The 19,555-nt window shown below is 38.8% G+C and carries 25 protein-coding genes (1 of these 25 only partly in view); all 25 read left to right on the top strand.

Features of this window, described 5'->3' with window-relative positions; genetic code table 11:
• Nucleotides 1-111 carry the 3' end of a cell wall glycolipid biosynthesis glucosyltransferase BgsA gene (gene bgsA / locus IGJ90_RS11935; RefSeq protein WP_002356269.1) on the top strand. Its footprint begins 894 nt before the window's first position, so 111 of the gene's 1,005 nt are visible here — the last part of the coding sequence; its start codon lies beyond the left edge, outside the window; its stop codon occupies nucleotides 109-111.
• Nucleotides 112-157: 46 nt separating this feature from the next.
• Entirely contained in the window at nucleotides 158-1,381 is a 1,224-nt protein-coding gene (gene bgsB / locus IGJ90_RS11930; RefSeq protein WP_002389260.1) for a cell wall glycolipid biosynthesis glucosyltransferase BgsB, read from the top strand.
• A gap of 72 nt (nucleotides 1,382-1,453) precedes the next feature.
• On the top strand, nucleotides 1,454-2,344 hold the full coding sequence (locus tag IGJ90_RS11925; protein WP_002356274.1) for an NAD(P)-dependent oxidoreductase: 891 nt from the start codon (nucleotides 1,454-1,456) through the stop codon (nucleotides 2,342-2,344).
• A 100-nt stretch (nucleotides 2,345-2,444) separates the two neighbouring features.
• The gene (locus tag IGJ90_RS11920) at nucleotides 2,445-2,675 is read left to right on the top strand and encodes a YkuJ family protein (RefSeq protein ID WP_002379802.1); all 231 of its coding nucleotides are present in this window, start codon (nucleotides 2,445-2,447) and stop codon (nucleotides 2,673-2,675) included.
• A gap of 389 nt (nucleotides 2,676-3,064) precedes the next feature.
• Nucleotides 3,065-3,505: a fatty acid biosynthesis transcriptional regulator FabT gene (gene fabT / locus IGJ90_RS11915; RefSeq protein ID WP_002362455.1), complete on the top strand. Its 441-nt coding sequence runs from the start codon at nucleotides 3,065-3,067 to the stop codon at nucleotides 3,503-3,505.
• 15 nt (nucleotides 3,506-3,520) lie between these two features.
• Nucleotides 3,521-4,486 (top strand): beta-ketoacyl-ACP synthase III, encoded by a 966-nt coding sequence (locus IGJ90_RS11910; RefSeq protein ID WP_002359378.1) that lies wholly within the window; start codon nucleotides 3,521-3,523, stop codon nucleotides 4,484-4,486.
• Between the two features lie 52 nt (nucleotides 4,487-4,538).
• Entirely contained in the window at nucleotides 4,539-4,766 is a 228-nt protein-coding gene (locus tag IGJ90_RS11905) for an acyl carrier protein (RefSeq protein WP_002356278.1), read from the top strand.
• 136 nt (nucleotides 4,767-4,902) lie between these two features.
• Nucleotides 4,903-5,859, top strand: coding sequence for an enoyl-[acyl-carrier-protein] reductase FabK (gene fabK / locus IGJ90_RS11900; RefSeq protein ID WP_002356279.1), 957 nt, complete (start codon nucleotides 4,903-4,905; stop codon nucleotides 5,857-5,859).
• Nucleotides 5,860-5,891: 32 nt separating this feature from the next.
• Nucleotides 5,892-6,821 (top strand): ACP S-malonyltransferase, encoded by a 930-nt coding sequence (fabD, locus tag IGJ90_RS11895; protein WP_002356280.1) that lies wholly within the window; start codon nucleotides 5,892-5,894, stop codon nucleotides 6,819-6,821.
• A 3-nt stretch (nucleotides 6,822-6,824) separates the two neighbouring features.
• Nucleotides 6,825-7,562 (top strand): 3-oxoacyl-[acyl-carrier-protein] reductase, encoded by a 738-nt coding sequence (gene fabG / locus IGJ90_RS11890; protein WP_002356283.1) that lies wholly within the window; start codon nucleotides 6,825-6,827, stop codon nucleotides 7,560-7,562.
• A gap of 18 nt (nucleotides 7,563-7,580) precedes the next feature.
• A complete protein-coding gene (gene fabF / locus IGJ90_RS11885) occupies nucleotides 7,581-8,816 on the top strand; it encodes a beta-ketoacyl-ACP synthase II (protein ID WP_002356284.1) in 1,236 nt (411 codons plus the stop codon).
• Between the two features lies 1 nt (nucleotide 8,817).
• Nucleotides 8,818-9,306 carry an acetyl-CoA carboxylase biotin carboxyl carrier protein gene (accB, locus tag IGJ90_RS11880; RefSeq protein ID WP_002367304.1) on the top strand — a complete coding sequence of 163 codons (489 nt, stop codon included), beginning with the start codon at nucleotides 8,818-8,820 and terminating at the stop codon, nucleotides 9,304-9,306.
• Between the two features lie 3 nt (nucleotides 9,307-9,309).
• A complete protein-coding gene (gene fabZ / locus IGJ90_RS11875; protein WP_002356286.1) occupies nucleotides 9,310-9,735 on the top strand; it encodes a 3-hydroxyacyl-ACP dehydratase FabZ in 426 nt (141 codons plus the stop codon).
• A 7-nt stretch (nucleotides 9,736-9,742) separates the two neighbouring features.
• The gene (locus IGJ90_RS11870) at nucleotides 9,743-11,113 is read left to right on the top strand and encodes an acetyl-CoA carboxylase biotin carboxylase subunit (RefSeq protein ID WP_002367303.1); all 1,371 of its coding nucleotides are present in this window, start codon (nucleotides 9,743-9,745) and stop codon (nucleotides 11,111-11,113) included.
• 94 nt (nucleotides 11,114-11,207) lie between these two features.
• Complete coding sequence (gene accD, locus IGJ90_RS11865) at nucleotides 11,208-12,074, top strand: acetyl-CoA carboxylase, carboxyltransferase subunit beta (protein WP_002356293.1); 867 nt, start codon at nucleotides 11,208-11,210, stop codon at nucleotides 12,072-12,074.
• 1 nt (nucleotide 12,075) lies between these two features.
• Nucleotides 12,076-12,864, top strand: coding sequence for an acetyl-CoA carboxylase carboxyl transferase subunit alpha (locus IGJ90_RS11860; RefSeq protein ID WP_002407956.1), 789 nt, complete (start codon nucleotides 12,076-12,078; stop codon nucleotides 12,862-12,864).
• 221 nt (nucleotides 12,865-13,085) lie between these two features.
• Nucleotides 13,086-13,613, top strand: a complete 528-nt coding sequence (locus IGJ90_RS11855) for a YqeG family HAD IIIA-type phosphatase (protein ID WP_438768193.1) — start codon at nucleotides 13,086-13,088, stop codon at nucleotides 13,611-13,613.
• A complete protein-coding gene (gene yqeH, locus IGJ90_RS11850) occupies nucleotides 13,610-14,719 on the top strand; it encodes a ribosome biogenesis GTPase YqeH (RefSeq protein WP_002381381.1) in 1,110 nt (369 codons plus the stop codon). Before IGJ90_RS11855 ends, yqeH begins: the two co-directional genes overlap by 4 nt.
• A gap of 23 nt (nucleotides 14,720-14,742) precedes the next feature.
• Entirely contained in the window at nucleotides 14,743-15,054 is a 312-nt protein-coding gene (yhbY, locus tag IGJ90_RS11845; protein ID WP_002356298.1) for a ribosome assembly RNA-binding protein YhbY, read from the top strand.
• 17 nt (nucleotides 15,055-15,071) lie between these two features.
• Entirely contained in the window at nucleotides 15,072-15,731 is a 660-nt protein-coding gene (locus IGJ90_RS11840; protein WP_002365150.1) for a nicotinate-nucleotide adenylyltransferase, read from the top strand.
• Entirely contained in the window at nucleotides 15,709-16,299 is a 591-nt protein-coding gene (gene yqeK, locus IGJ90_RS11835; RefSeq protein WP_002356300.1) for a bis(5'-nucleosyl)-tetraphosphatase (symmetrical) YqeK, read from the top strand. The genes IGJ90_RS11840 and yqeK overlap by 23 nt, the downstream gene beginning before the upstream one ends.
• A 46-nt stretch (nucleotides 16,300-16,345) precedes the next feature.
• Nucleotides 16,346-16,684, top strand: coding sequence for a ribosome silencing factor (gene rsfS, locus IGJ90_RS11830; protein WP_033072556.1), 339 nt, complete (start codon nucleotides 16,346-16,348; stop codon nucleotides 16,682-16,684).
• A gap of 1 nt (nucleotide 16,685) precedes the next feature.
• Nucleotides 16,686-17,426 carry a class I SAM-dependent DNA methyltransferase gene (locus IGJ90_RS11825; protein WP_002356302.1) on the top strand — a complete coding sequence of 247 codons (741 nt, stop codon included), beginning with the start codon at nucleotides 16,686-16,688 and terminating at the stop codon, nucleotides 17,424-17,426.
• An 80-nt stretch (nucleotides 17,427-17,506) separates the two neighbouring features.
• Nucleotides 17,507-18,694: a nucleotidyltransferase gene (locus IGJ90_RS11820; protein ID WP_002407646.1), complete on the top strand. Its 1,188-nt coding sequence runs from the start codon at nucleotides 17,507-17,509 to the stop codon at nucleotides 18,692-18,694.
• Nucleotides 18,695-18,780: 86 nt separating this feature from the next.
• Entirely contained in the window at nucleotides 18,781-19,506 is a 726-nt protein-coding gene (locus tag IGJ90_RS11815; RefSeq protein ID WP_016632496.1) for a YebC/PmpR family DNA-binding transcriptional regulator, read from the top strand.
• Nucleotides 19,507-19,555 lie beyond the last annotated feature (49 nt).

The following is a 19,555-nucleotide window of genomic DNA, read 5'->3' as shown; positions in this document are numbered from 1 at the left end:
GAAGGGAAAATACCTAGCACTAGAGAAGCAGGCTATCAAGTAGCAGAGCAAAGAAGTATCAAGCAAATTGGTTACGAGTTAAAAGAAGTCTACGAAACAGTCTTATCTTAACAAATATTGAAGGCAGTTATTGTTAGATGAAATGGAGGTAATGAGAGTGAAAATTGGTTTTTTTACTGATACGTATTTCCCGCAAGTGAGTGGGGTAGCGACTTCTATTAAGACCTTAAAAGATGAATTAGAAAAGCACGGCCATGAAGTGTATATTTTTACGACAACCGATCCTAACGCGACTGATTTTGAAGAAGATGTCATACGGATGCCTAGTGTGCCATTCGTGTCTTTTAAAGATCGCCGAGTAGTGGTTCGCGGCATGTGGTACGCCTATTTAATTGCCAAAGAGTTGGAATTAGATTTAATTCATACACATACTGAATTTGGTGCGGGTATTTTAGGGAAAATGGTTGGGAAAAAAATGAAAATCCCTGTCATCCATACGTATCATACAATGTATGAAGATTACTTACATTATATTGCTAAAGGAAAAGTTGTTCGTCCATCACATGTTAAATTCTTTTCAAGAGTGTTTACAAATCATACGACAGGTGTTGTTTGTCCCAGTGAACGTGTAATTGAAAAATTACGGGATTATGGAGTGACCGCACCAATGAGAATTATTCCAACAGGGATCGAAATTGATAAGTTTTTACGTCCCGATATTACTGAAGAAATGATCGCTGGAATGCGTCAACAACTAGGTATTGAAGAGCAACAGATTATGTTGTTATCGTTAAGTCGAATTTCTTATGAAAAAAATATTCAAGCAATTATTCAAGGGTTACCACAAATTATTGAAAAATTACCACAAACTCGTTTAGTAATAGTTGGAAATGGTCCCTATCTAGAGGATTTAAAAGAATTAGCAGAAGAACTAGAAGTCAGTGAATACGTTCAATTTACGGGTGAAGTGCCAAATGAAGAAGTCGCGATTTATTATAAAGCTGCTGACTATTTTGTCAGCGCCTCAACGTCGGAAACACAAGGCTTAACTTATACAGAAGCGATGGCTGCTGGTGTTCAATGTGTTGCAGAAGGGAACGCCTATTTAAATAATTTATTTGATCATGAAAGCTTAGGCAAAACTTTTAAGACAGACAGTGATTTTGCCCCAACATTGATTGACTATATACAAGCAAATATTAAAATGGACCAAACTATTTTAGATGAAAAATTATTTGAAATTTCTTCTACAAACTTTGGCAACAAAATGATTGAATTTTATCAAGATACATTGATTTACTTTGATCAACTTCAAATGGAAAAAGAAAATGCGGACTCAATAAAAAAAATTAAAGTAAAATTTACATCTTTAAGAAAATAAACTGCAAAACTTTCCTCCTTCGTTTATACTGAAGGAGGAAAGTTTTTTATTTTAAGAACGGAGGAAGCTACTATGTCTAAAATCGGCTTTATTGGAACGGGTGTCATGGGAAAATCAATTATTCGTAACATGATGAAAAACAATTTATCTGTCAATGTTTACAATCGAACAAAAAGTAAAACAGATGATTTAGTTGCTGAAGGAGCAGTTTGGTATGATACGCCAAAAGCAATTGCGGAAGCGAGTGATATCATTTTTACAATGGTTGGCTTTCCTTCAGATGTTGAAGGCGTGTATTTTAATGAAACAGGGATTTTTCAAGCAGATCTTACAGGTAAAATAGTAGTAGATTTAACCACAAGTACGCCTACCTTGGCTGAAAAGATTGCCAAAAAAGCAGCAGAAGTGGGTGCTCATGCGTTGGATGCGCCAGTTTCTGGTGGTGACTTAGGTGCTAAAAATGGTACTTTAACAATTATGGTTGGTGGCGATCAAGAAAGTTATGACACCGTCTTACCAATTTTCAAAACATTTGGTAAAACGTTTATGCTACACGGCTCAGCTGGAAAAGGGCAACATACTAAGATGGCGAATCAGTTAATGATTGCAGGCACAATGACCGGTTTGACTGAAATGCTCGTTTATGCAAATGCGACAGGATTAACTTTAGAAAAAGTTCTGGAAACAGTCGGTGGTGGTAGTGCTGCAAACTGGTCATTAAGTAATTATGGTCCGCGTATTTTAAAAGAAGATTATACGCCAGGCTTTTTTGTTAAACATTTTATCAAAGATTTAAAGATTGCGTTAGATGAAGCAAAAAAACTTGACCTTCCATTGCCAGCGACGCAAAAAGCGACAGAATTATATGAAAGCCTTGCAGATAAAGGGTTTGAAAATGATGGCACACAGGCCTTAATTAAGCTTTGGTGGACAGATGGCAAGCAACCAACGAATAAAAATTAAAGAACAACAAAAAAATCAAAAAAAATGACGAAAAATCATGCAAGTTAGGCAATGTTTTGTTACAATGGTACAGAACTAGTTTGCAAAAGGAGGCCCACTGATGAAACATTCACAACTTGTGGCGATTATTAAGAGACTGGAAGCAATGATCGAAGCAGCAGATAATGAAGTACAAGTACGCCGCTTTGAACGTGAAGGCGTAGAGAAATGTATTGTAAGTTTTGATAAATCAACAGAAACATTTGAATTAACAGAATCTGATACGCACCAAAGCTATCAATTCGATAACATCGATATTGTAGCAATGGAAATTTACGACTTAATTCAATAATTAATCGTCCTACATTTTAATAAGGGAGTGGAGTAGAAGCACCAAAGCTTCTGGTTCACTCTCTTCTCGTATTATCCAGTCAAGTTGTAGCAATAGCTTAGTGGGAGTTTAAGAATTATATAACAAAAATCACTGGCACTTCTCAATCAGGGGAGTGCCAGTGATGCTTTTTAGTTGCACTTCTTTCCTTTTTCTGTGAAAATAGTTTGGGTATCAAAGTAATTGATCCTTTTTTTAAAAGCCTCGTCCCTTGAAAATGCGCCTTTTTTGAAATATTTGAAGAATATTTCATTAAAAATATAGAAAATTCTCTTGCATTCTTTGCTTATTTACGATATAGTTTGAACATCAAATGTTTTGATAATCAAAGTATATGGATGGTGCACAGAATGGAACCTAATTTAGAAACAGTCAACGATTACTTAGTCAGTGTCTTTAATGACATCTTAACGATTGAAGAATCTGAATTGAAAAAATCACAATTTAATGATTTATCCATTACGGAGATGCACACAATCGAAGCAATTGGTATGTACAAGAAAAAAACGTCTTCAGAAGTAGCCAAGGAACTGTCAATTACCGTCGGAACACTTACTGTAGCGATTAACAACTTAGTTAAAAAAGGCTATGTTGAACGTTTGCGTAGTGAAGATGATCGACGTGTAGTAAAGCTTGGCTTAACCAAAAAGGGAAAATTACTTTTTAGAGTCCATCAGCATTTTCATCGTGAAATGGTTAAAAACATTTTGAAAGGCATGGAGCAAGAAGAAGAACAAGCGCTGTTAAGAGCACTAAAAAATCTTCATGATTTCTTGCAAGAATACAAATAAAAAGTGAGGATCCCCATGAAGAATTATGCACGAATTAGTTGTACAAGCCGTTATGTTCCAGAGAATTGTGTCACGAATCACCAACTGAGTGAAATGATGGATACCTCTGATGAATGGATACATTCGCGAACAGGCATTAGTGAACGTCGCATTGTTACGCAAGAAAATACGTCTGATTTATGTCATCAAGTCGCAAAACAGTTATTGGAAAAATCTGGAAAGCAAGCAAGTGAGATTGACTTTATTTTAGTCGCAACAGTGACACCAGATTTCAATATGCCTTCTGTTGCTTGCCAAGTGCAAGGCGCAATTGGCGCTACTGAGGCTTTTGCTTTTGACATCAGTGCAGCGTGTTCTGGTTTTGTCTATGCCTTAAGCATGGCAGAAAAACTAGTCTTAAGTGGTCGTTATCAAACAGGTCTAGTAATTGGTGGCGAAACATTTTCCAAAATGTTGGATTGGACCGATCGCTCCACAGCGGTGCTTTTCGGTGATGGGGCTGCCGGCGTCTTGATTGAAGCGGCTGAGACACCGCATTTTCTAAATGAAAAATTACAAGCAGATGGACAACGGTGGGCGGCTTTAACGTCAGGCTACACGATCAACGAAAGTCCTTTTTATCAGGGGCATGAGCAGGCTAGTAAGACGCTACAGATGGAAGGACGTAGTATTTTTGATTTTGCGATTAAAGATGTTTCACAAAATATTTTATCACTCGTGACGGACGAAACCGTGGATTATCTTCTACTACATCAAGCAAATGTGCGCATTATCGATAAAATTGCACGTAAGACGAAGATTTCCCGCGAGAAGTTTTTAACGAATATGGATAAATATGGCAATACCTCAGCTGCTAGCATTCCTATTTTGTTGGATGAAGCAGTTGAAAATGGGACCTTAATTTTAGGTTCCCAACAACGCGTGGTGCTAACAGGATTTGGCGGCGGCTTAACATGGGGCTCACTGCTCCTAACGCTGTAAAAAACTGTTCACATATAAATGAAGAAAATGACTATTTTGGAGGAATATACACATGGTATTTGAAAAAATTCAAGCAATTATCGTAGAAGAATTAGGAAAAGATGCTGAAGAGGTACAATTAACTACAAACATTCAAGAAGAATTAGACGCGGATAGCTTAGATTTATTCCAAATCATTAACGAAATCGAAGATGAATTTGATGTGAAAATCGAAACAGAAGATGGCATCCAAACCGTTCAAGATTTAGTAACATATGTAGAAAAACAACAAGCAAACTAATACATGAAAATAGGGGGCTGGGACATTTAATTGCTAAATGACCCAGTCCCTAAAAAAACAAGTAAATAAGCCGGAAAAATCCTTTTTTACTTGAATGAAGTGTACTTATCTTAGAACTAAAGGACGTATAAAATCAATGAATCAACAGTTATGTGAGTTGCTTGGAATCAATTATCCCATTTTTCAAGGCGGTATGGCTTGGGTAGCCGATGCTTCATTAGCAAGTGCCGTGTCAAACGCTGGTGGATTAGGGATTATTGCTGGCGGCAATGCCCCAAAAGAAGTCGTAAAAAAAGAAATTAAAAAAGTTAAAGAATTAACGGAGCAACCCTTTGGTGTCAATATCATGTTACTTTCACCTTTTGCCGATGAAATTGTCGATTTGGTTTGTGAAGAACAGGTTCCTGTCGTAACGACAGGTGCAGGCAATCCAGCCAAATACATGGCTCGTTTTAAAGAACATAACATTAAAGTAATCCCAGTAGTTCCTTCTGTTGCTTTAGCAAAAAGAATGGAAAAAATTGGTGCCGATGCTGTCATTTTTGAAGGAATGGAAGCTGGTGGACATATTGGCAAGTTAACCACTATGAGTGGCTTACCGCAAATCGTTGACGCTGTGTCAATTCCTGTGATTGCAGCAGGTGGGATTGGTGATGGTCGTGGTATGGCTGCGGCCTTTATGTTAGGTGCTGAAGCAGTCCAGTTAGGCACACGTTTTTTAATTGCCAAAGAATGCAACGTTCATCCAGATTATAAACAGAAAGTTTTAAAGGCACGTGATTTAGATGCAGTAATTACCTGTCAACATTTTGGCCATCCAGTGCGTACTTTAAAAAATAAATTAACCGCTCAATATAATCAATTAGAAAAGCAAGAACTCCAAAAAGAAGTGCCTGATTTAGAAATGTTTGAAAAAATTGGTCAGGGCGCTTTGCGCAAAGCTGTCGTTGACGGGGATATGGATTACGGTTCCGTCATGGCGGGACAAATTGCCGGGTTAATAAAAAAAGAAGAAACAGCCCAAGAAATCATTGATTCACTCATGTCTGAATGCAAAGCGATTGTACATAAGATGAATCAGCGTTGGGGCTAAGTGAATAATTTTAACAAAAAATGAGGTGTCGTATGAAAACAGCGATTTTATTTAGTGGACAAGGAGCCCAGTATCAAGGGATGGGTGAAGAATTATATCACCAAGAAGCGATTGTTCGGGAAACTTTCGATGAAGCAAGTCATATCTTAGGTTATGAGATGGCAGAACTTTGTTTTACTGAAAATGAACGTTTAAATGAAACAGAATATACGCAACCTGCTATTTTAACAGTCAGTGTCGCATTTTACCGTCTTTTGCAACAAAAAGGACTAACGCCTGATGTCGTAGCGGGTTTAAGCTTAGGGGAATATAGCGCTTTGGTTGCCAGCGGGGCTTTGCGCTTTTCAGAAGCAGTGGCCTTGGTCCAAAAGCGCGGTCAGTACATGACAGAAGCAGCACCACAAGGAACTGGCAAAATGGTTGCTGTCATGAATGCTGAGCGTGAAGTAATTGAGAAAGCCTGCCAAGAAGCCAGTGCTTTCGGAATTGTGGCTCCAGCAAATTATAATACACCACAACAAATCGTGATTGGTGGTGAGGTTGCTGCTGTTGATCAAGCGATGACACTTCTCAAAGAAGCTGGTGTGAAGCGAATGATTCCGTTAAATGTGAGTGGCCCTTTCCATACGGCGCTGTTACAACCAGCATCAAAAAAATTGGCTCAGGATTTAGCAAAATTGAACTTTCAAACGATGCAAATTCCTGTCATTAGTAATACGACTGCCGAAATTATGCCCCAAGAGGCAATTCAAGCGTTATTGGAAAAGCAAGTCATGTCTGCGGTACGTTTTGAAGACAGTATCGAAACGATGAAGGCTATGAACGTGGGAACGATGATTGAAGTTGGTCCAGGGAAAACATTAACTGGTTTTGTTAAAAAAATTGACAAAACAATTGAAATGCACCGTGTGGAAGATGTTGCAACATTAACAGAAACGTTAACAGCACTTACTGGGAGGTAAAAAATGGAATTAACAGGGAAAAACGTATTTATTACTGGAAGCACTCGTGGGATTGGCAAAGCAGTTGCATTGGCTTTTGCGAAAGAGGGCGCCAATATTGTTTTAAACGGTCGGAGTGAGATTACGCCAGAACAACGACAAGAAATTGAAGCCTTTGGGGTAAAATGTATTGGCCTTTCTGGAGATATTTCCGATTTTGATGCAGCAGGTGAGATGATTCAAGCAACCGTTGACCAATTAGGCTCGATTGATATTCTGGTGAATAACGCTGGGATTACGAATGATAAATTATTATTACGAATGACAAAAGAGGATTTTAATGCCTGTTTAGATATTAACTTGGTAGGAACTTTTAACATGACCCAACAAGCGGTTAAACGTATGATGAAACAACGAAGTGGTCGGATTATTAATATGGCTAGCGTTTCTGGTTTAATGGGAAATGTTGGTCAAGCAAACTACGCTGCGAGTAAAGCGGGTGTCGTTGGTTTTACTAAATCGGTGGCACGAGAAGTTGCGCCGCGCGGTATTACCTGCAATGCGATTGCACCAGGGTTTATCCAAACAGAAATGACGGATGTTTTATCAGAAAAAGTTAAAACACAAATGAATGCACAAATTCCCTTACAAACGTTTGGGCAAGTCGAAGATGTCGCAGCTACAGCGATTTTCTTAGCTAAAAGTCCCTATATTACTGGGCAAGTCGTGAATGTTGATGGCGGCTTAGTCATGCACGGATAAACGAAAGGAGTCAAAAGGATGAATCGAGTAGTTATTACCGGTTACGGTGTCACCTCGCCGATTGGCAATGAACCTGAGACTTTTTTAGAAAGTTTGAAAACAGGGAAAAATGGTATCGGACCGATTAGTAAATTTGATGTTAGTGAAACAGGTGTCACCTTAGCAGCTGAAGTGAAAGACTTTCCAATGGAAAAATATTTTGTTAAAAAAGATGGCAAACGCATGGATAAGTTTTCGTTATTTGGCATTTATGCGGCCTTAGAAGCAATGGCTATGAGTGGCTTGGATACCAGTCAACTAGATGTGGATCGGTTTGGCGTTATGGTGGGTTCCGGGATTGGTGGTTTGGAAACAATTCAAAATCAAGTAATTCGGATGCACGACAAAGGACCTGAACGTGTGGCACCGTTATTTATTCCAATGGCGATTGGAAACATGGTGGCGGGAAATATTGCTTTACGTGTTGGTGCCAAAGGAATTTGTACTTCAACAGTGACAGCTTGTGCTAGTGCAACTCATTCAATTGGGGAAGCGTTCCGCAATATCAAACATGGCTACTCTGATGTCATTATTGCTGGTGGAGCAGAAGCGCCTATTACAGAAATTGGTATTTCAGGATTTGCTTCCTTGACCGCTTTAACAAAGGCGACTGACCCAGAAAAAGCCTCAATTCCCTTTGATAAAGAACGTAGTGGATTTGTGATGGGAGAAGGAGCGGGTGTCTTTATTTTAGAATCATTAGATCATGCTCTAGAACGAGGCGCAACTATTTTAGGTGAAGTGGTTGGCTATGGTGCTAATTGCGATGCCTATCATATGACATCACCAACACCAGATGGGAGCGGCGCAGCGAAAGCCATGGTACTAGCAATGGAAGAAGCTGGGATTTCTCCAGAAAAAATTGGCTATATTAACGCCCATGGAACAAGCACACAAGCCAATGACAGTGCAGAATCTAAAGCAATTGAATTGGCTTTAGGTGATGCCGCAAAAACGGCATATGTAAGTAGTACGAAGAGTATGACGGGACATCTCTTAGGCGCCGCTGGTGGAATTGAAGGAATTGCTACCCTAAATGCTTTACAACATCAATTTATTCCGCCAACCATTAATGTGGAAAATCAAGATGAAGCAATTACGGTGAACGTTGTTTTAAACGAAAGCAAAGAGCATAAATTTGATTATGCTTTAAGTAACTCACTAGGCTTTGGTGGCCACAATGCAGTTATTTGCTTAAAACGCTGGGAGGATTAACATGCAGTTAGAAGAAGTAAAAGCACTATTAACACAATTTGATCAATCAACTTTAACCGAATTTGATTTACGAGAAGGCTCGTTTGAATTATATATGAATAAAAATACAGTTTCTGGACGAAGTGCCGTAGAACCAGTGGCGCAACCACAAGAAATACCAGTAGCCGCTAGTGGTGTGTCAGTGCCTGTTGAAACAGTTTCTGTCGTTGAAGAAACGCCAACTAATACACCGACAACCAATGAAAAGACAGAAGAAATTACGTCACCTATTGTAGGAATCGTTTATTTACAACCAGCACCAGATAAAGAGAACTTTGTCAAAGTAGGAGACACTGTTAAAACGGGTGACGTTGTGTGTATCGTTGAAGCGATGAAATTAATGAATGAAATTACGGCGACAGTTGACGGTGTGATTACTGAAATATTAGTCAACAATGAAGATGTGGTTGAATTTGGTCAGCCGCTATTCCGAGTTGCTAAAGGAGAATAAAACATGAAATTAACAATTACAGAAATTCAAGAAATTTTACCACATCGCTATCCCTTTTTATTATTAGATAGTGTTGAAGAAGTCATTCCCGGGGAACGCGTTGTAGCGAAAAAGAATGTAACGGTTAATGAGCAAGTTTTTCAAGGTCATTTTCCTGGGAATCCTGTTTTGCCAGGAGTTTTAATTATTGAATCGTTGGCTCAAGCAGGCGCCGTGGCATTACTTTCAATGCCTGAATTCAAAGGGAAAACGGCATACTTTGGTGGATTAGATAAAGCAAAATTTAGACAAAAGGTAACACCAGGCGACACATTAATTTTAGAGGTTGAACTTTTAAAAGTCCGCGCTTCTGCTGGAATGGGTAAAGGTGTGGCAAAAGTTAATGGAAAAAAAGTTGCCGAGGCTGAATTAACCTTTATGATTGGATAGGTGAAAAATGTTTTCGAAAGTATTAATCGCAAACCGCGGAGAAATCGCTGTTCGTATTATTCGTGCCTGTCGCGAATTAGGCGTTCAAACAGTTGCTGTTTACTCTGAAGCGGATCAAGAAGCGTTACACACACAGTTAGCAGATGAAGCCATTTGTATTGGACCGGCGAAAGCAACTGATTCTTATTTAAATGTTCAAGCTGTTTTAAGTGCAGCAATTGTTACCAATGCTGAAGCGATTCATCCAGGGTTTGGTTTCTTATCTGAAAATAGTCAATTTGCTTCAATGTGCGAAGAATGTAACATTACTTTTATCGGTCCTAAAGCAGAAACGATTGATGCAATGGGCAATAAAATAAACGCACGTCAACTGATGCAAAAAGCCAAGGTACCTGTTATTCCTGGGAGTGATGGCGTCATTGATTCTGTCGAAGAAGCGTTGACGATTGCTGAAGAAATTGGTTACCCAGTGATGTTAAAGGCAGCTGCTGGTGGTGGCGGAAAAGGAATCCGAAAAGTTCTTTCAAAAGAAGAGTTACCGAAACACTTTACTTCAGCGCAGCAAGAAGCCAAAGCCGCATTTGGTAATGATGATATGTATTTAGAAAAAATTATTTATCCAGCACGTCATATCGAAGTGCAAATTTTAGGTGATCAATATGGGCATGTGATTCACTTAGGAGAACGTGATTGCTCACTACAAAGAAATAATCAAAAAGTGTTAGAAGAATCACCATCGATTGCTATTTCTGAAGAAAAGCGTCAGATGTTAGGCGAAACGGCCGTTCGAGCGGCACAAGCTGTGCATTATGAAAATGCCGGAACCATTGAATTTTTGATGGATCCAGCTGGCGACTTTTATTTCATGGAAATGAATACCCGCATCCAAGTCGAACATCCAGTTACGGAAATGGTAACAGGGATTGATTTAGTCAAAGCACAATTAGAAATTGCTTCAGGTGAACCTTTAGGCTATACCCAAGAGGATGTTACCATGACTGGGCATGCGATTGAGTGCCGAATTAACGCTGAAAATCCTGCCTTTAATTTTGCTCCTTCACCAGGTAAAATTCAAAATCTCTTGTTGCCTAGTGGTGGAATGGGCTTGCGTGTAGACAGCGCTATGTATTCAGGGTATTCAATTCCGCCTTATTATGATTCAATGATTGCAAAAGTCATCGTACATGGTGAAAATCGTTTTGATGCCTTGATGAAAATGCAAAGGGCTTTAAATGAAATTGTAACAGAAGGTATTATTACGAATGCCGAATTCCAATTGGATTTAATTACACATGACAATGTTTTGACAGGTGACTATGACACAAGCTTTTTACAAGAAACATTTCTACCAAATTGGGAGCCAGAAAGCAATCATTAAAGAAAGAACGCCGCAAGAGCTCTCTTGCTTGGAAAGATCAGTGATCTTTTGAAAGGAGCTGAGCTCTTGCCGCTAAAATACGAGGAGTAAGCAAATGGCATTATTTAAAAAGAAAAATTACATTCGCATTAATCCAAATCGTGCTGATGCAAATGATGCATCAAAGAAGCCTTCTGTTCCAGATAATATGTGGGCAAAATGCCCTTCTTGTAAGCGAACACTGTATACAAAAGAAATGGGTGCAGAAAAAATCTGTCCGCATTGTGGCTATAGTTTTCGGATTGGTGCATGGGAACGATTAGCGATAACCGTTGATGAAAAAAGTTTCCACAATTGGGACAGTGAATTAGTGACAAAAGATCCACTAAATTTTCCTGGTTATCTTGAAAAAATTGAAAAAATGCAAGAAAAAACTGGGCTAGATGAAGCTGTCTTAACGGGAGAAGCAACAATTGAAGGACAAGCTGTTGCAATTGGAATCATGGACGCTAATTTTATCATGGGCAGTATGGGAACGATTGTTGGTGAAAAAATTACACGCTTGTTTGAGCGGGCGACAGAAAAGCATTTACCAGTAGTGATTTTCACTGCATCTGGTGGAGCCCGTATGCAAGAAGGAATTTTTTCATTGATGCAAATGGCGAAAATTTCGGCCGCTTTGCAACGGCATAACAAAGCAGGCTTGCTGTATCTTACGGTATTGACTGATCCAACGACTGGCGGTGTTACCGCAAGTTTTGCGATGGATGGCGATATTATTTTGGCAGAGCCTCAGAGTTTAATCGGTTTTGCTGGCCGCCGTGTAATTGAACAAACGATTCGTCAAGAGTTGCCAGATGATTTTCAAAAGGCCGAGTTTCTTTTAGAACATGGTTTTGTAGATCAGATTGTGCCAAGAAATCTTTTGCGTCAACGATTGAGCGACTTGTTACGTTTACATTCTTTGGAAGGGTGGCGCTAACATGGAAAAGAAAACAGCCAATGATGTTGTTACCTTGGCAAGAGCCCAAGATCGTTTGACAACTTTAGAATATATAGAAGCAATTTTTGAGGACTTTTTAGAATTTCATGGGGATCGTTACTTTGCCGATGATTTAGCTGTAGTCGGTGGTGTTGCTACTTTGCAAGGGAAACCAGTTACAGTGGTAGGTATCCAAAAAGGCCGAAATCTACCAGAAAATATTGAACGTAATTTTGGTTCACCTAATCCTGAAGGGTATCGCAAAGCGTTACGTTTAATGAAACAAGCGGAAAAATTTAACCGCCCAGTCATTACCTTTGTGAACACTGCTGGTGCCTATTGTGGAATTGGTGCCGAAGAGCGGGGAGAAGGGGAAGCCATTGCGCAAAACTTGTTAGAAATGTCTGATTTGAAAGTGCCAATCATTTCAGTCATCATTGGTGAGGGTGGCAGTGGCGGTGCTTTAGCTTTAGCAGTCGCAGATGAAGTTTGGATGTTGGAACACACGATTTATGCGGTTCTTTCGCCAGAAGGTTTCGCCTCTATTTTGTGGAAAGATGGCAGTCGTGCGAAAGAAGCAGCAGAATTGATGAAAATCACAGCGACAGAGCTGAAGGAATTAGCTATTGTAGATAAAGTAATTCCGGAAGTTATGAACGGTCAGCCTCTGGAACAAGCAAAAATTAATCGCATGTTACAAAAAGCGTTTATTTCAAAATTAACTGAATTAGCTAAATTAGATACGGAAATGTTACTAGAAAAAAGATACCAACGTTTTCGCAAATATTAGAAGTTACTACTCATCAACGAACTTTTCAGGGGTTGATGGGTGGCTTTTTTTATTTTTTCTTTTATTTTACTTGTTCTTTTACAAGGAACGACCGTCCTTTATAGAAATTTTCAGTAAAATGCAGTATAATACAATAGGTAGAGACTGAAGCATAATTGTTTAGTTATGTTTCAGTCTCTTAAAATCGAAGAAACTACATAGTGTCAGTGAGAGGAGTCACGATGTTTTCAAAATATAAACCGACATGGATGATTGATGCGATTTATAAAATTACCCCCGCACAATTAAAAAAACTGGGGATTAAGGTAGTACTAACTGACTTAGATAATACTTTAATTGCTTGGAATAATCCCGATGGAACAGAAGAATTAAAAACTTGGTTATTAGAAATGAAAAATGCAGGAATTACTGTCCTCGTTGTTTCAAACAACAAAGACAGCCGGATTAAACGCGTTGTTGAAAAGTTTGACTTAGATTATGTAGCACGTGCCTTGAAACCAACCGCACGTGGCTTCAAATTAGCAGAAAAAAAATTAGGCTTGAAGCCATCTGAAATGTTAATGGTCGGCGATCAGATTATGACAGATATTCGGGGAGCTAACGCAGCGGGTATACGCAATGTTTTAGTTCAACCGATTGTCGATACAGATGGCTGGAATACTAGAATCAATCGGTTCTTTGAACGGAAAATTATGAAATACTTATCAAAAAAACATCCAGAAATGACATGGAGAGGCGGATTAGAATGACAGAGGCAATTCATTGTATTGGCTGTGGTGCGATTATCCAAACGGAAAATCCTCATGAATTAGGCTATACACCAAAAACAGCTTTCGAAAAAGGAATGGAAACAGGGGAAGTTTATTGCCAACGTTGTTTTCGCTTAAGACATTATAATGACATTCAAGATGTCCAATTAACAGATGATGACTTTTTACGTTTATTGAATGGTTTAGGAACAGAAGATGCACTGATTGTGAACGTAGTGGATATTTTTGACTTTAATGGCTCTCTTATTCCAGGACTACATCGTTTTATCGGAGATAATCCTGTGTTGTTAGTTGGTAATAAAGTGGATATTTTGCCTAAATCATTAAAAAAACCTAAAATGGTTCAATGGATGAGAGAACGGGCCCATGAAGCAGGATTACGCCCTGTTGATGTTTTACTAACAAGTGGCAAGAAACCACAAGAAATGCAAGAGTTATTAGATACAATCGAAAAATATCGTGAAGGCCGAGACGTTTATGTCGTAGGTGTGACCAATGTTGGAAAATCAACATTAATCAATCAAATCATTCAACAAACAGTGGGTGTTCAAGATGTGATTACGACATCACAATTTCCTGGAACAACGCTAGATAAAATTGAAATTCCATTAGACGATGGCCACTTCTTAATCGATACGCCCGGAATTATTCACCGTCATCAAATGGCACATTATCTAGGTAAAAAAGACTTGAAAATTATTGCACCGCAAAAAGAAATCAAACCGAAAGTTTACCAATTAAATGCTGAACAAACCTTGTTTTTAGGTGGCTTGGCTCGCTTTGATTATGTCCAAGGTGCTAAAAGTTCCTTCATTGCCTACGTTTCCAATGACTTAAATTTACACCGAACAAAAACAGCAACCGCCGATGCTTTTTATGAAAAACATGTTGGTGGCTTATTGCAGCCTCCACGTGCCGATGAAGTCGCTGAGTTTCCTGAATTAGTGCGCTTTGAATTTTCCGTGAAAGAAAAAACGGATATTGTGTTTGCTGGTCTAGGTTGGATTACTGTCACAGAACCTGGTGTAGTCGCTGGTTGGGCGCCTAAAGGTGTCGATGTTTTACGTAGAAAAGCATTAATTTAAATTTTAGAGAGAAGGCAAACAATTTGAAACTTAGAGGAAAACAAAAACGTTATTTACGTAGTCAGGCACACCATTTACAACCTATTTTTCAAGTAGGCAAAGGTGGTTTGAATGACGCAATGATTACACAAATTGATGAAGCGTTGGAAAAACGTGAATTGATTAAAATTACGTTATTACAAAATACAGATGAAGTAGCAGAAGAGGTTGCAGAAGAACTAACAGCAGCCATTCATTGCGATGTGGTACAAATTATTGGTCGCGTGTTGGTCTTATTCAAGCCATCAAGTAAAGAAAAATATCAAAAAATTTCAGCAGCAGTCAAAGAGATTTAATATTGGAGGGATGAACAATGGGAGAAAAAAGACAAGCGCGTCAAGGAGCGGACGTTCTCTTGCAAGAGGAACCGTTACGTTTTCAAACAAGAAAGCAAGTCGGCTTGTTAGGTGGTAATTTTAATCCCGTTCATTTAGCACATCTTGTCATGGCCGATCAAGTTCAAAATCAACTAGGTTTGGACAAAGTTTACTTAATGCCTACGTACTTACCACCACATGTAGACGAAAAGAAAACAATTAGCAGTGAACATCGGTTAGCGATGTTAGAACTAGCAGTGGCTGATAATCCCTGCTTAGATATTGAGCCAATTGAGTTAATTCGCAAAGGCAAAAGTTACACGTATGATACGATGAAAGCTTTAAAAGAAGCCAATCCAGATACTGATTATTATTTTATAATTGGTGGAGATATGGTGGAATACTTGCCCAAATGGCATCGGATTGATGACTTACTCCATTTAGTTCAATTTGTCGGCATTCGGCGTCCTAATTATCCAACGGAATCTACCTATCCAATTATTTGGGTCGATGTTCCGCAGATGGCGATTAGTTCCACTTTGATTAGACAAAAAGTCAAAAGTGGTTGCTCAACACGCTATCTTCTTCCAGAGAATGTGATAAACTATATTCAAGAGAAGGGACTGTATCAAGATGAGCTGGATAACAAATTATGATGCTGCACAACGTGAATTATTAATGCAAAAAGTTCAAATGCAAATGAGTGAACGTCGCTTTCGCCATGTGTTAGGAGTCGAGGAAACAGCTGTGGCCTTGGCAGCGAAATATGGTGCCGATGAAGCCAAAGCAAGTATTGCTGCTTTGACGCATGATTACGCCAAAGAACGTCCAAACGATGAATTCGAGTTGATTATTCGCCGAGATGGTTTTGATTTGGCTTTATTAAACTATGGCAATGAAATTTGGCATGGCTTAGTTGGGGCGGATATTGTTCAACGGGAATTAGCCATTGATGACGAAGAAATCTTGCAGGCAATTCGTGTGCATACAACTGGGGCTGCTAAGATGAGCTTGCTAGATAAAATTATTTATGTCGCAGATTACATTGAACCAGGACGTGATTTTCCAGGTGTGAAAGAAGCCCGTGAAATTGCCCTTGTTGACTTAGATGCAGCGGTTGCTTATGAAACGAAACATACCTTGTTACATTTGATTGAACAAGAACATAAAATTTATCCAAAAACGTTAGAGACCTACAATCAATGGGTCGTTAATCAAAAATAAAAGAAGAAAGAATTACTAGGAGGGAACTATCATAGATAGCCAGAAAATTTTAGAAATTGCTGTCAAAGCAGCAGATTCAAAACGAGCAGAAGAAATTGTCGCATTAGACGTAAGAGAGATTTCATTATTAGCAGATTATTTTTTAATTTGCCAAGCCAATAGTGAACGTCAAATCAATGCGATTGTTGATGAAATTAACGAACAAGAAGCCAAAAATCAAGTAGAAGTCAAACGTGTGGAAGGTAAAGAAGGCGGAAAATGGATTTTAATCGATTTAGGCGATGTTATTGTCCATGTATTCCAATCTTCAGAACGTGCCTTTTACAACTTAGAAAAATTATGGTCAGATGCCCCAATGGTTGATCTAAGCGCTTGGGTCGACTAAAATGGCCTATGAAACGTTTGCTTTCGTCTATGACGAAGTGATGGACGAAAGCCTATACCAAAAATGGTTGGATTTTTCCAATCGTCATCTCCCACAAGGAACCCAACAAATTCTTGAAATGGCTTGTGGTACAGGCGCTTTAGCAGTTGATTTCGCGAAAAGTGGTTACGATGTGACGGCCTTAGACTTATCAGAAGAAATGTTGATGATTGCTAGTGAACGGGCCTTTGAAGAAGAAGTGCCAGTTCAATTTGTTCAGGGAAATATGCTAGATTTATCTGAAGTGGGACAATACCAAGCCATCACTTGTTTTTCTGATTCACTGTGCTATATGGCTAATCGCCAAGAAGTACAACAAGTGTTCGATGAAGTTTATCAAGCGTTAGAAGAGGAAGGAACATTCATTTTTGATGTTCATTCTACTTACAAAATTGATTCAGTTTTTCCAGAATATAGCTATCATTATCAAACAGAAGAATTTGCTTTTCTATGGGATAGTTACGCTGGTGAAAAAGAACACAGCATCGAACATTTCTTAACATTTTTTGTGAAAGAACAGGAAACAGATGAGCACTTTGTTCGGTATGATGAATTGCATCAAGAACGAACCTATTCGTTAGATAACTATTTACGAATGTTAGAAAGTGCTGGTTTCATGAACGTCAAAGTTTATGCAGACTTTACAGATGAAGCACCAACTGAAACAAGTGAACGCTGGTTCTTTGTTTGTCAAAGAGATTAATAAGATTTGGCTTATGAGCTTGGGACAGCGCTTAAAAACGTTTGTCTCTTTGCTGATAAGTCCATTTTTTTATAACGGAGGTGGCTAGAGTGAAAGCCTGTGGCATTATCGTGGAATATAATCCCTTTCATAATGGACATCGCTATCATGCCCAACAAGCTCGCCAACAAAGCGGAGCTGAAGTAGTGATTGCTATAATGAGTGGAAATTTTTTACAAAGAGGAGAACCAGCCTTACTAGATAAGTGGGCCAGAACAGAAGAAGCTTTGCAAAATGGTGTGGATTTAGTCATTGAATTGCCGACAGCTTGGTCGGTACAGTCTGCGGATTACTTTGCCAAAGGCGGTATAAAGTTATTGCAGGCGTTGCAATGTGAGAGCTTATGTTTTGGAACAGATAGTACAAGCGCAATTGATTATGCGGCTTTCGGCCAGTTTGTCCAAGAAAATCAATCCTTAATTGATCAAACGTTCCACGCATTGACAGACAAACAATTGAGTTATCCACAAAAAATGACTGCTGTTTTTCGTCAAGTATATCCTGAAAGCAGGTTTGATTTTTCTTCGCCTAATCATATTTTGGGGATGAGTTATGCAAAGGAAAATGCCACGTATCCAACCCCGATGACGCTCTACCCAATTGCTAGAAAACAAGCGGGCTTTCATGATGCAACGATTTCTGGGAAAGTTGCTAGCGCCACGGCGATTAGGCAAAGTGTTTTTCAACAAGAAATAACGCAAGTGTTGCCAACGGTGCCTTCTATAACCGCACAACATTTACAAACACAGACAATGATTTCATGGGAAAACTACTGGCCCTTCCTAAAGTATAAAATTGTTCAATCCTCGTTAGAAGAGTTACAAGCCATTTACCAAATGACGGAAGGACTTGAATATCGACTAAAAGATCAAATCCAAGCAGCAGGTTCTTTTCATGAATTAATGGAACGTATGAAGACGAAGCGTTATACTTGGACAAGATTGCAACGATTAGCAACTTATATATTGTTAAATATGACCAAAGAAGAAGTTGAAACTGTTTGGCAAAACAGTTATCTCCATGTGCTAGGATTTACGCCAAAGGGACAAGCTTATCTAAAAGAAACCAAAGCACAGATTCAATTGCCGGTAATTTCCAAAGTATCTAAAGAAAACCGCGCAATGCTTTCGTTAGATATTCGCGCCAATCAACTATATCAGATGGGAGATTCTTCTTTAAAAGAACAAAATTTTGGTCGGTTTCCCTTACGATTTTCGCCAGATACCTAAAAAATACTTAACAAAAATCAGTTTCCCCAGTATAATAAACAAGGGATAAGATACTAACAACAAATCAGAGAAAGCGAAGTGAGAATATGGGCCGTAAATGGGCAAATATTAAAGAGAAAAAAGCTGCCAAAGACGCAAACAATAGCCGTGTTTATGCAAAATTCGGGATTGAAATTTACGTAGCAGCGAAGTCAGGAGACCCTGATCCTCATGCAAACCAAAAATTACGGTTTGTAATCGAACGCGCCAAAACATACAATGTACCAAAACATATTATTGATCGCGCTATTGAAAAAGCAAAAGGTTCAGCAGATGAACAATATTCTGAATTACGCTATGAAGGATTTGGGCCAAATGGTTCAATGGTCATTGTTGATGCTTTAACAAACAACGTGAACCGAACAGCAGCAGATGTGCGGGCCGCATTTGGTAAAAACGGCGGAAACATGGGTGTCAGCGGTGCTGTTTCCTACATGTTTGATAATACAGGTATCATTGGCTTTGCTGGTGACGATGCGGATGAAATTTTAGAATACTTAATGGAAAAAGACATTGATGTTCGCGATGTTGTTGAAGAAGACGGTCAAATTATCGTTTACACAGAACCAGAAGATTTCCACCATGCACAAGAAGCGTTAAAAGAAAAAGGCATTGAAGAATTCACGGTTACTGAGTTAGAAATGGTTCCACAAAACGAAGTAACATTAGAAGGCGACGATTTAGCGAACTTTGAAAAAATGTTAGACGTTTTAGAAGATTTAGAAGATGTTCAAAAAGTTCATCATAATGTAGATTTACCTGAAACGGATTGATATAACAGTGTTTTATTGTAAATTTTTAGTCGTTAATTCAATAAAAGGG

The sequence above is a fragment of the Enterococcus sp. AZ129 genome (assembly GCF_051714505.1).
Taxonomy (GTDB): domain Bacteria; phylum Bacillota; class Bacilli; order Lactobacillales; family Enterococcaceae; genus Enterococcus; species Enterococcus faecalis.
The sequence above is the reverse complement of the archived record's forward strand: the minus strand, read 5'-3'. Positions and strand labels throughout refer to the sequence as shown.

Coding starts and splice junctions, on each gene's coding strand:
- fabZ (WP_002356286.1), top strand. CDS start 9,310: ATGAAATTAACAATTACAGAAATTCAAGAAATTTTACCACATCGCTAT.
- IGJ90_RS11920 (WP_002379802.1), top strand. CDS start 2,445: ATGAAACATTCACAACTTGTGGCGATTATTAAGAGACTGGAAGCAATG.
- IGJ90_RS11815 (WP_016632496.1), top strand. CDS start 18,781: ATGGGCCGTAAATGGGCAAATATTAAAGAGAAAAAAGCTGCCAAAGAC.
- IGJ90_RS11870 (WP_002367303.1), top strand. CDS start 9,743: ATGTTTTCGAAAGTATTAATCGCAAACCGCGGAGAAATCGCTGTTCGT.
- yqeK (WP_002356300.1), top strand. CDS start 15,709: ATGAGCTGGATAACAAATTATGATGCTGCACAACGTGAATTATTAATG.
- accB (WP_002367304.1), top strand. CDS start 8,818: ATGCAGTTAGAAGAAGTAAAAGCACTATTAACACAATTTGATCAATCA.
- accD (WP_002356293.1), top strand. CDS start 11,208: ATGGCATTATTTAAAAAGAAAAATTACATTCGCATTAATCCAAATCGT.
- yqeH (WP_002381381.1), top strand. CDS start 13,610: ATGACAGAGGCAATTCATTGTATTGGCTGTGGTGCGATTATCCAAACG.
- IGJ90_RS11825 (WP_002356302.1), top strand. CDS start 16,686: ATGGCCTATGAAACGTTTGCTTTCGTCTATGACGAAGTGATGGACGAA.
- IGJ90_RS11855 (WP_438768193.1), top strand. CDS start 13,086: ATGTTTTCAAAATATAAACCGACATGGATGATTGATGCGATTTATAAA.
- fabD (WP_002356280.1), top strand. CDS start 5,892: ATGAAAACAGCGATTTTATTTAGTGGACAAGGAGCCCAGTATCAAGGG.
- fabF (WP_002356284.1), top strand. CDS start 7,581: ATGAATCGAGTAGTTATTACCGGTTACGGTGTCACCTCGCCGATTGGC.
- IGJ90_RS11840 (WP_002365150.1), top strand. CDS start 15,072: ATGGGAGAAAAAAGACAAGCGCGTCAAGGAGCGGACGTTCTCTTGCAA.
- fabT (WP_002362455.1), top strand. CDS start 3,065: ATGGAACCTAATTTAGAAACAGTCAACGATTACTTAGTCAGTGTCTTT.
- fabG (WP_002356283.1), top strand. CDS start 6,825: ATGGAATTAACAGGGAAAAACGTATTTATTACTGGAAGCACTCGTGGG.
- fabK (WP_002356279.1), top strand. CDS start 4,903: ATGAATCAACAGTTATGTGAGTTGCTTGGAATCAATTATCCCATTTTT.
- IGJ90_RS11910 (WP_002359378.1), top strand. CDS start 3,521: ATGAAGAATTATGCACGAATTAGTTGTACAAGCCGTTATGTTCCAGAG.
- IGJ90_RS11925 (WP_002356274.1), top strand. CDS start 1,454: ATGTCTAAAATCGGCTTTATTGGAACGGGTGTCATGGGAAAATCAATT.
- IGJ90_RS11860 (WP_002407956.1), top strand. CDS start 12,076: ATGGAAAAGAAAACAGCCAATGATGTTGTTACCTTGGCAAGAGCCCAA.
- IGJ90_RS11905 (WP_002356278.1), top strand. CDS start 4,539: ATGGTATTTGAAAAAATTCAAGCAATTATCGTAGAAGAATTAGGAAAA.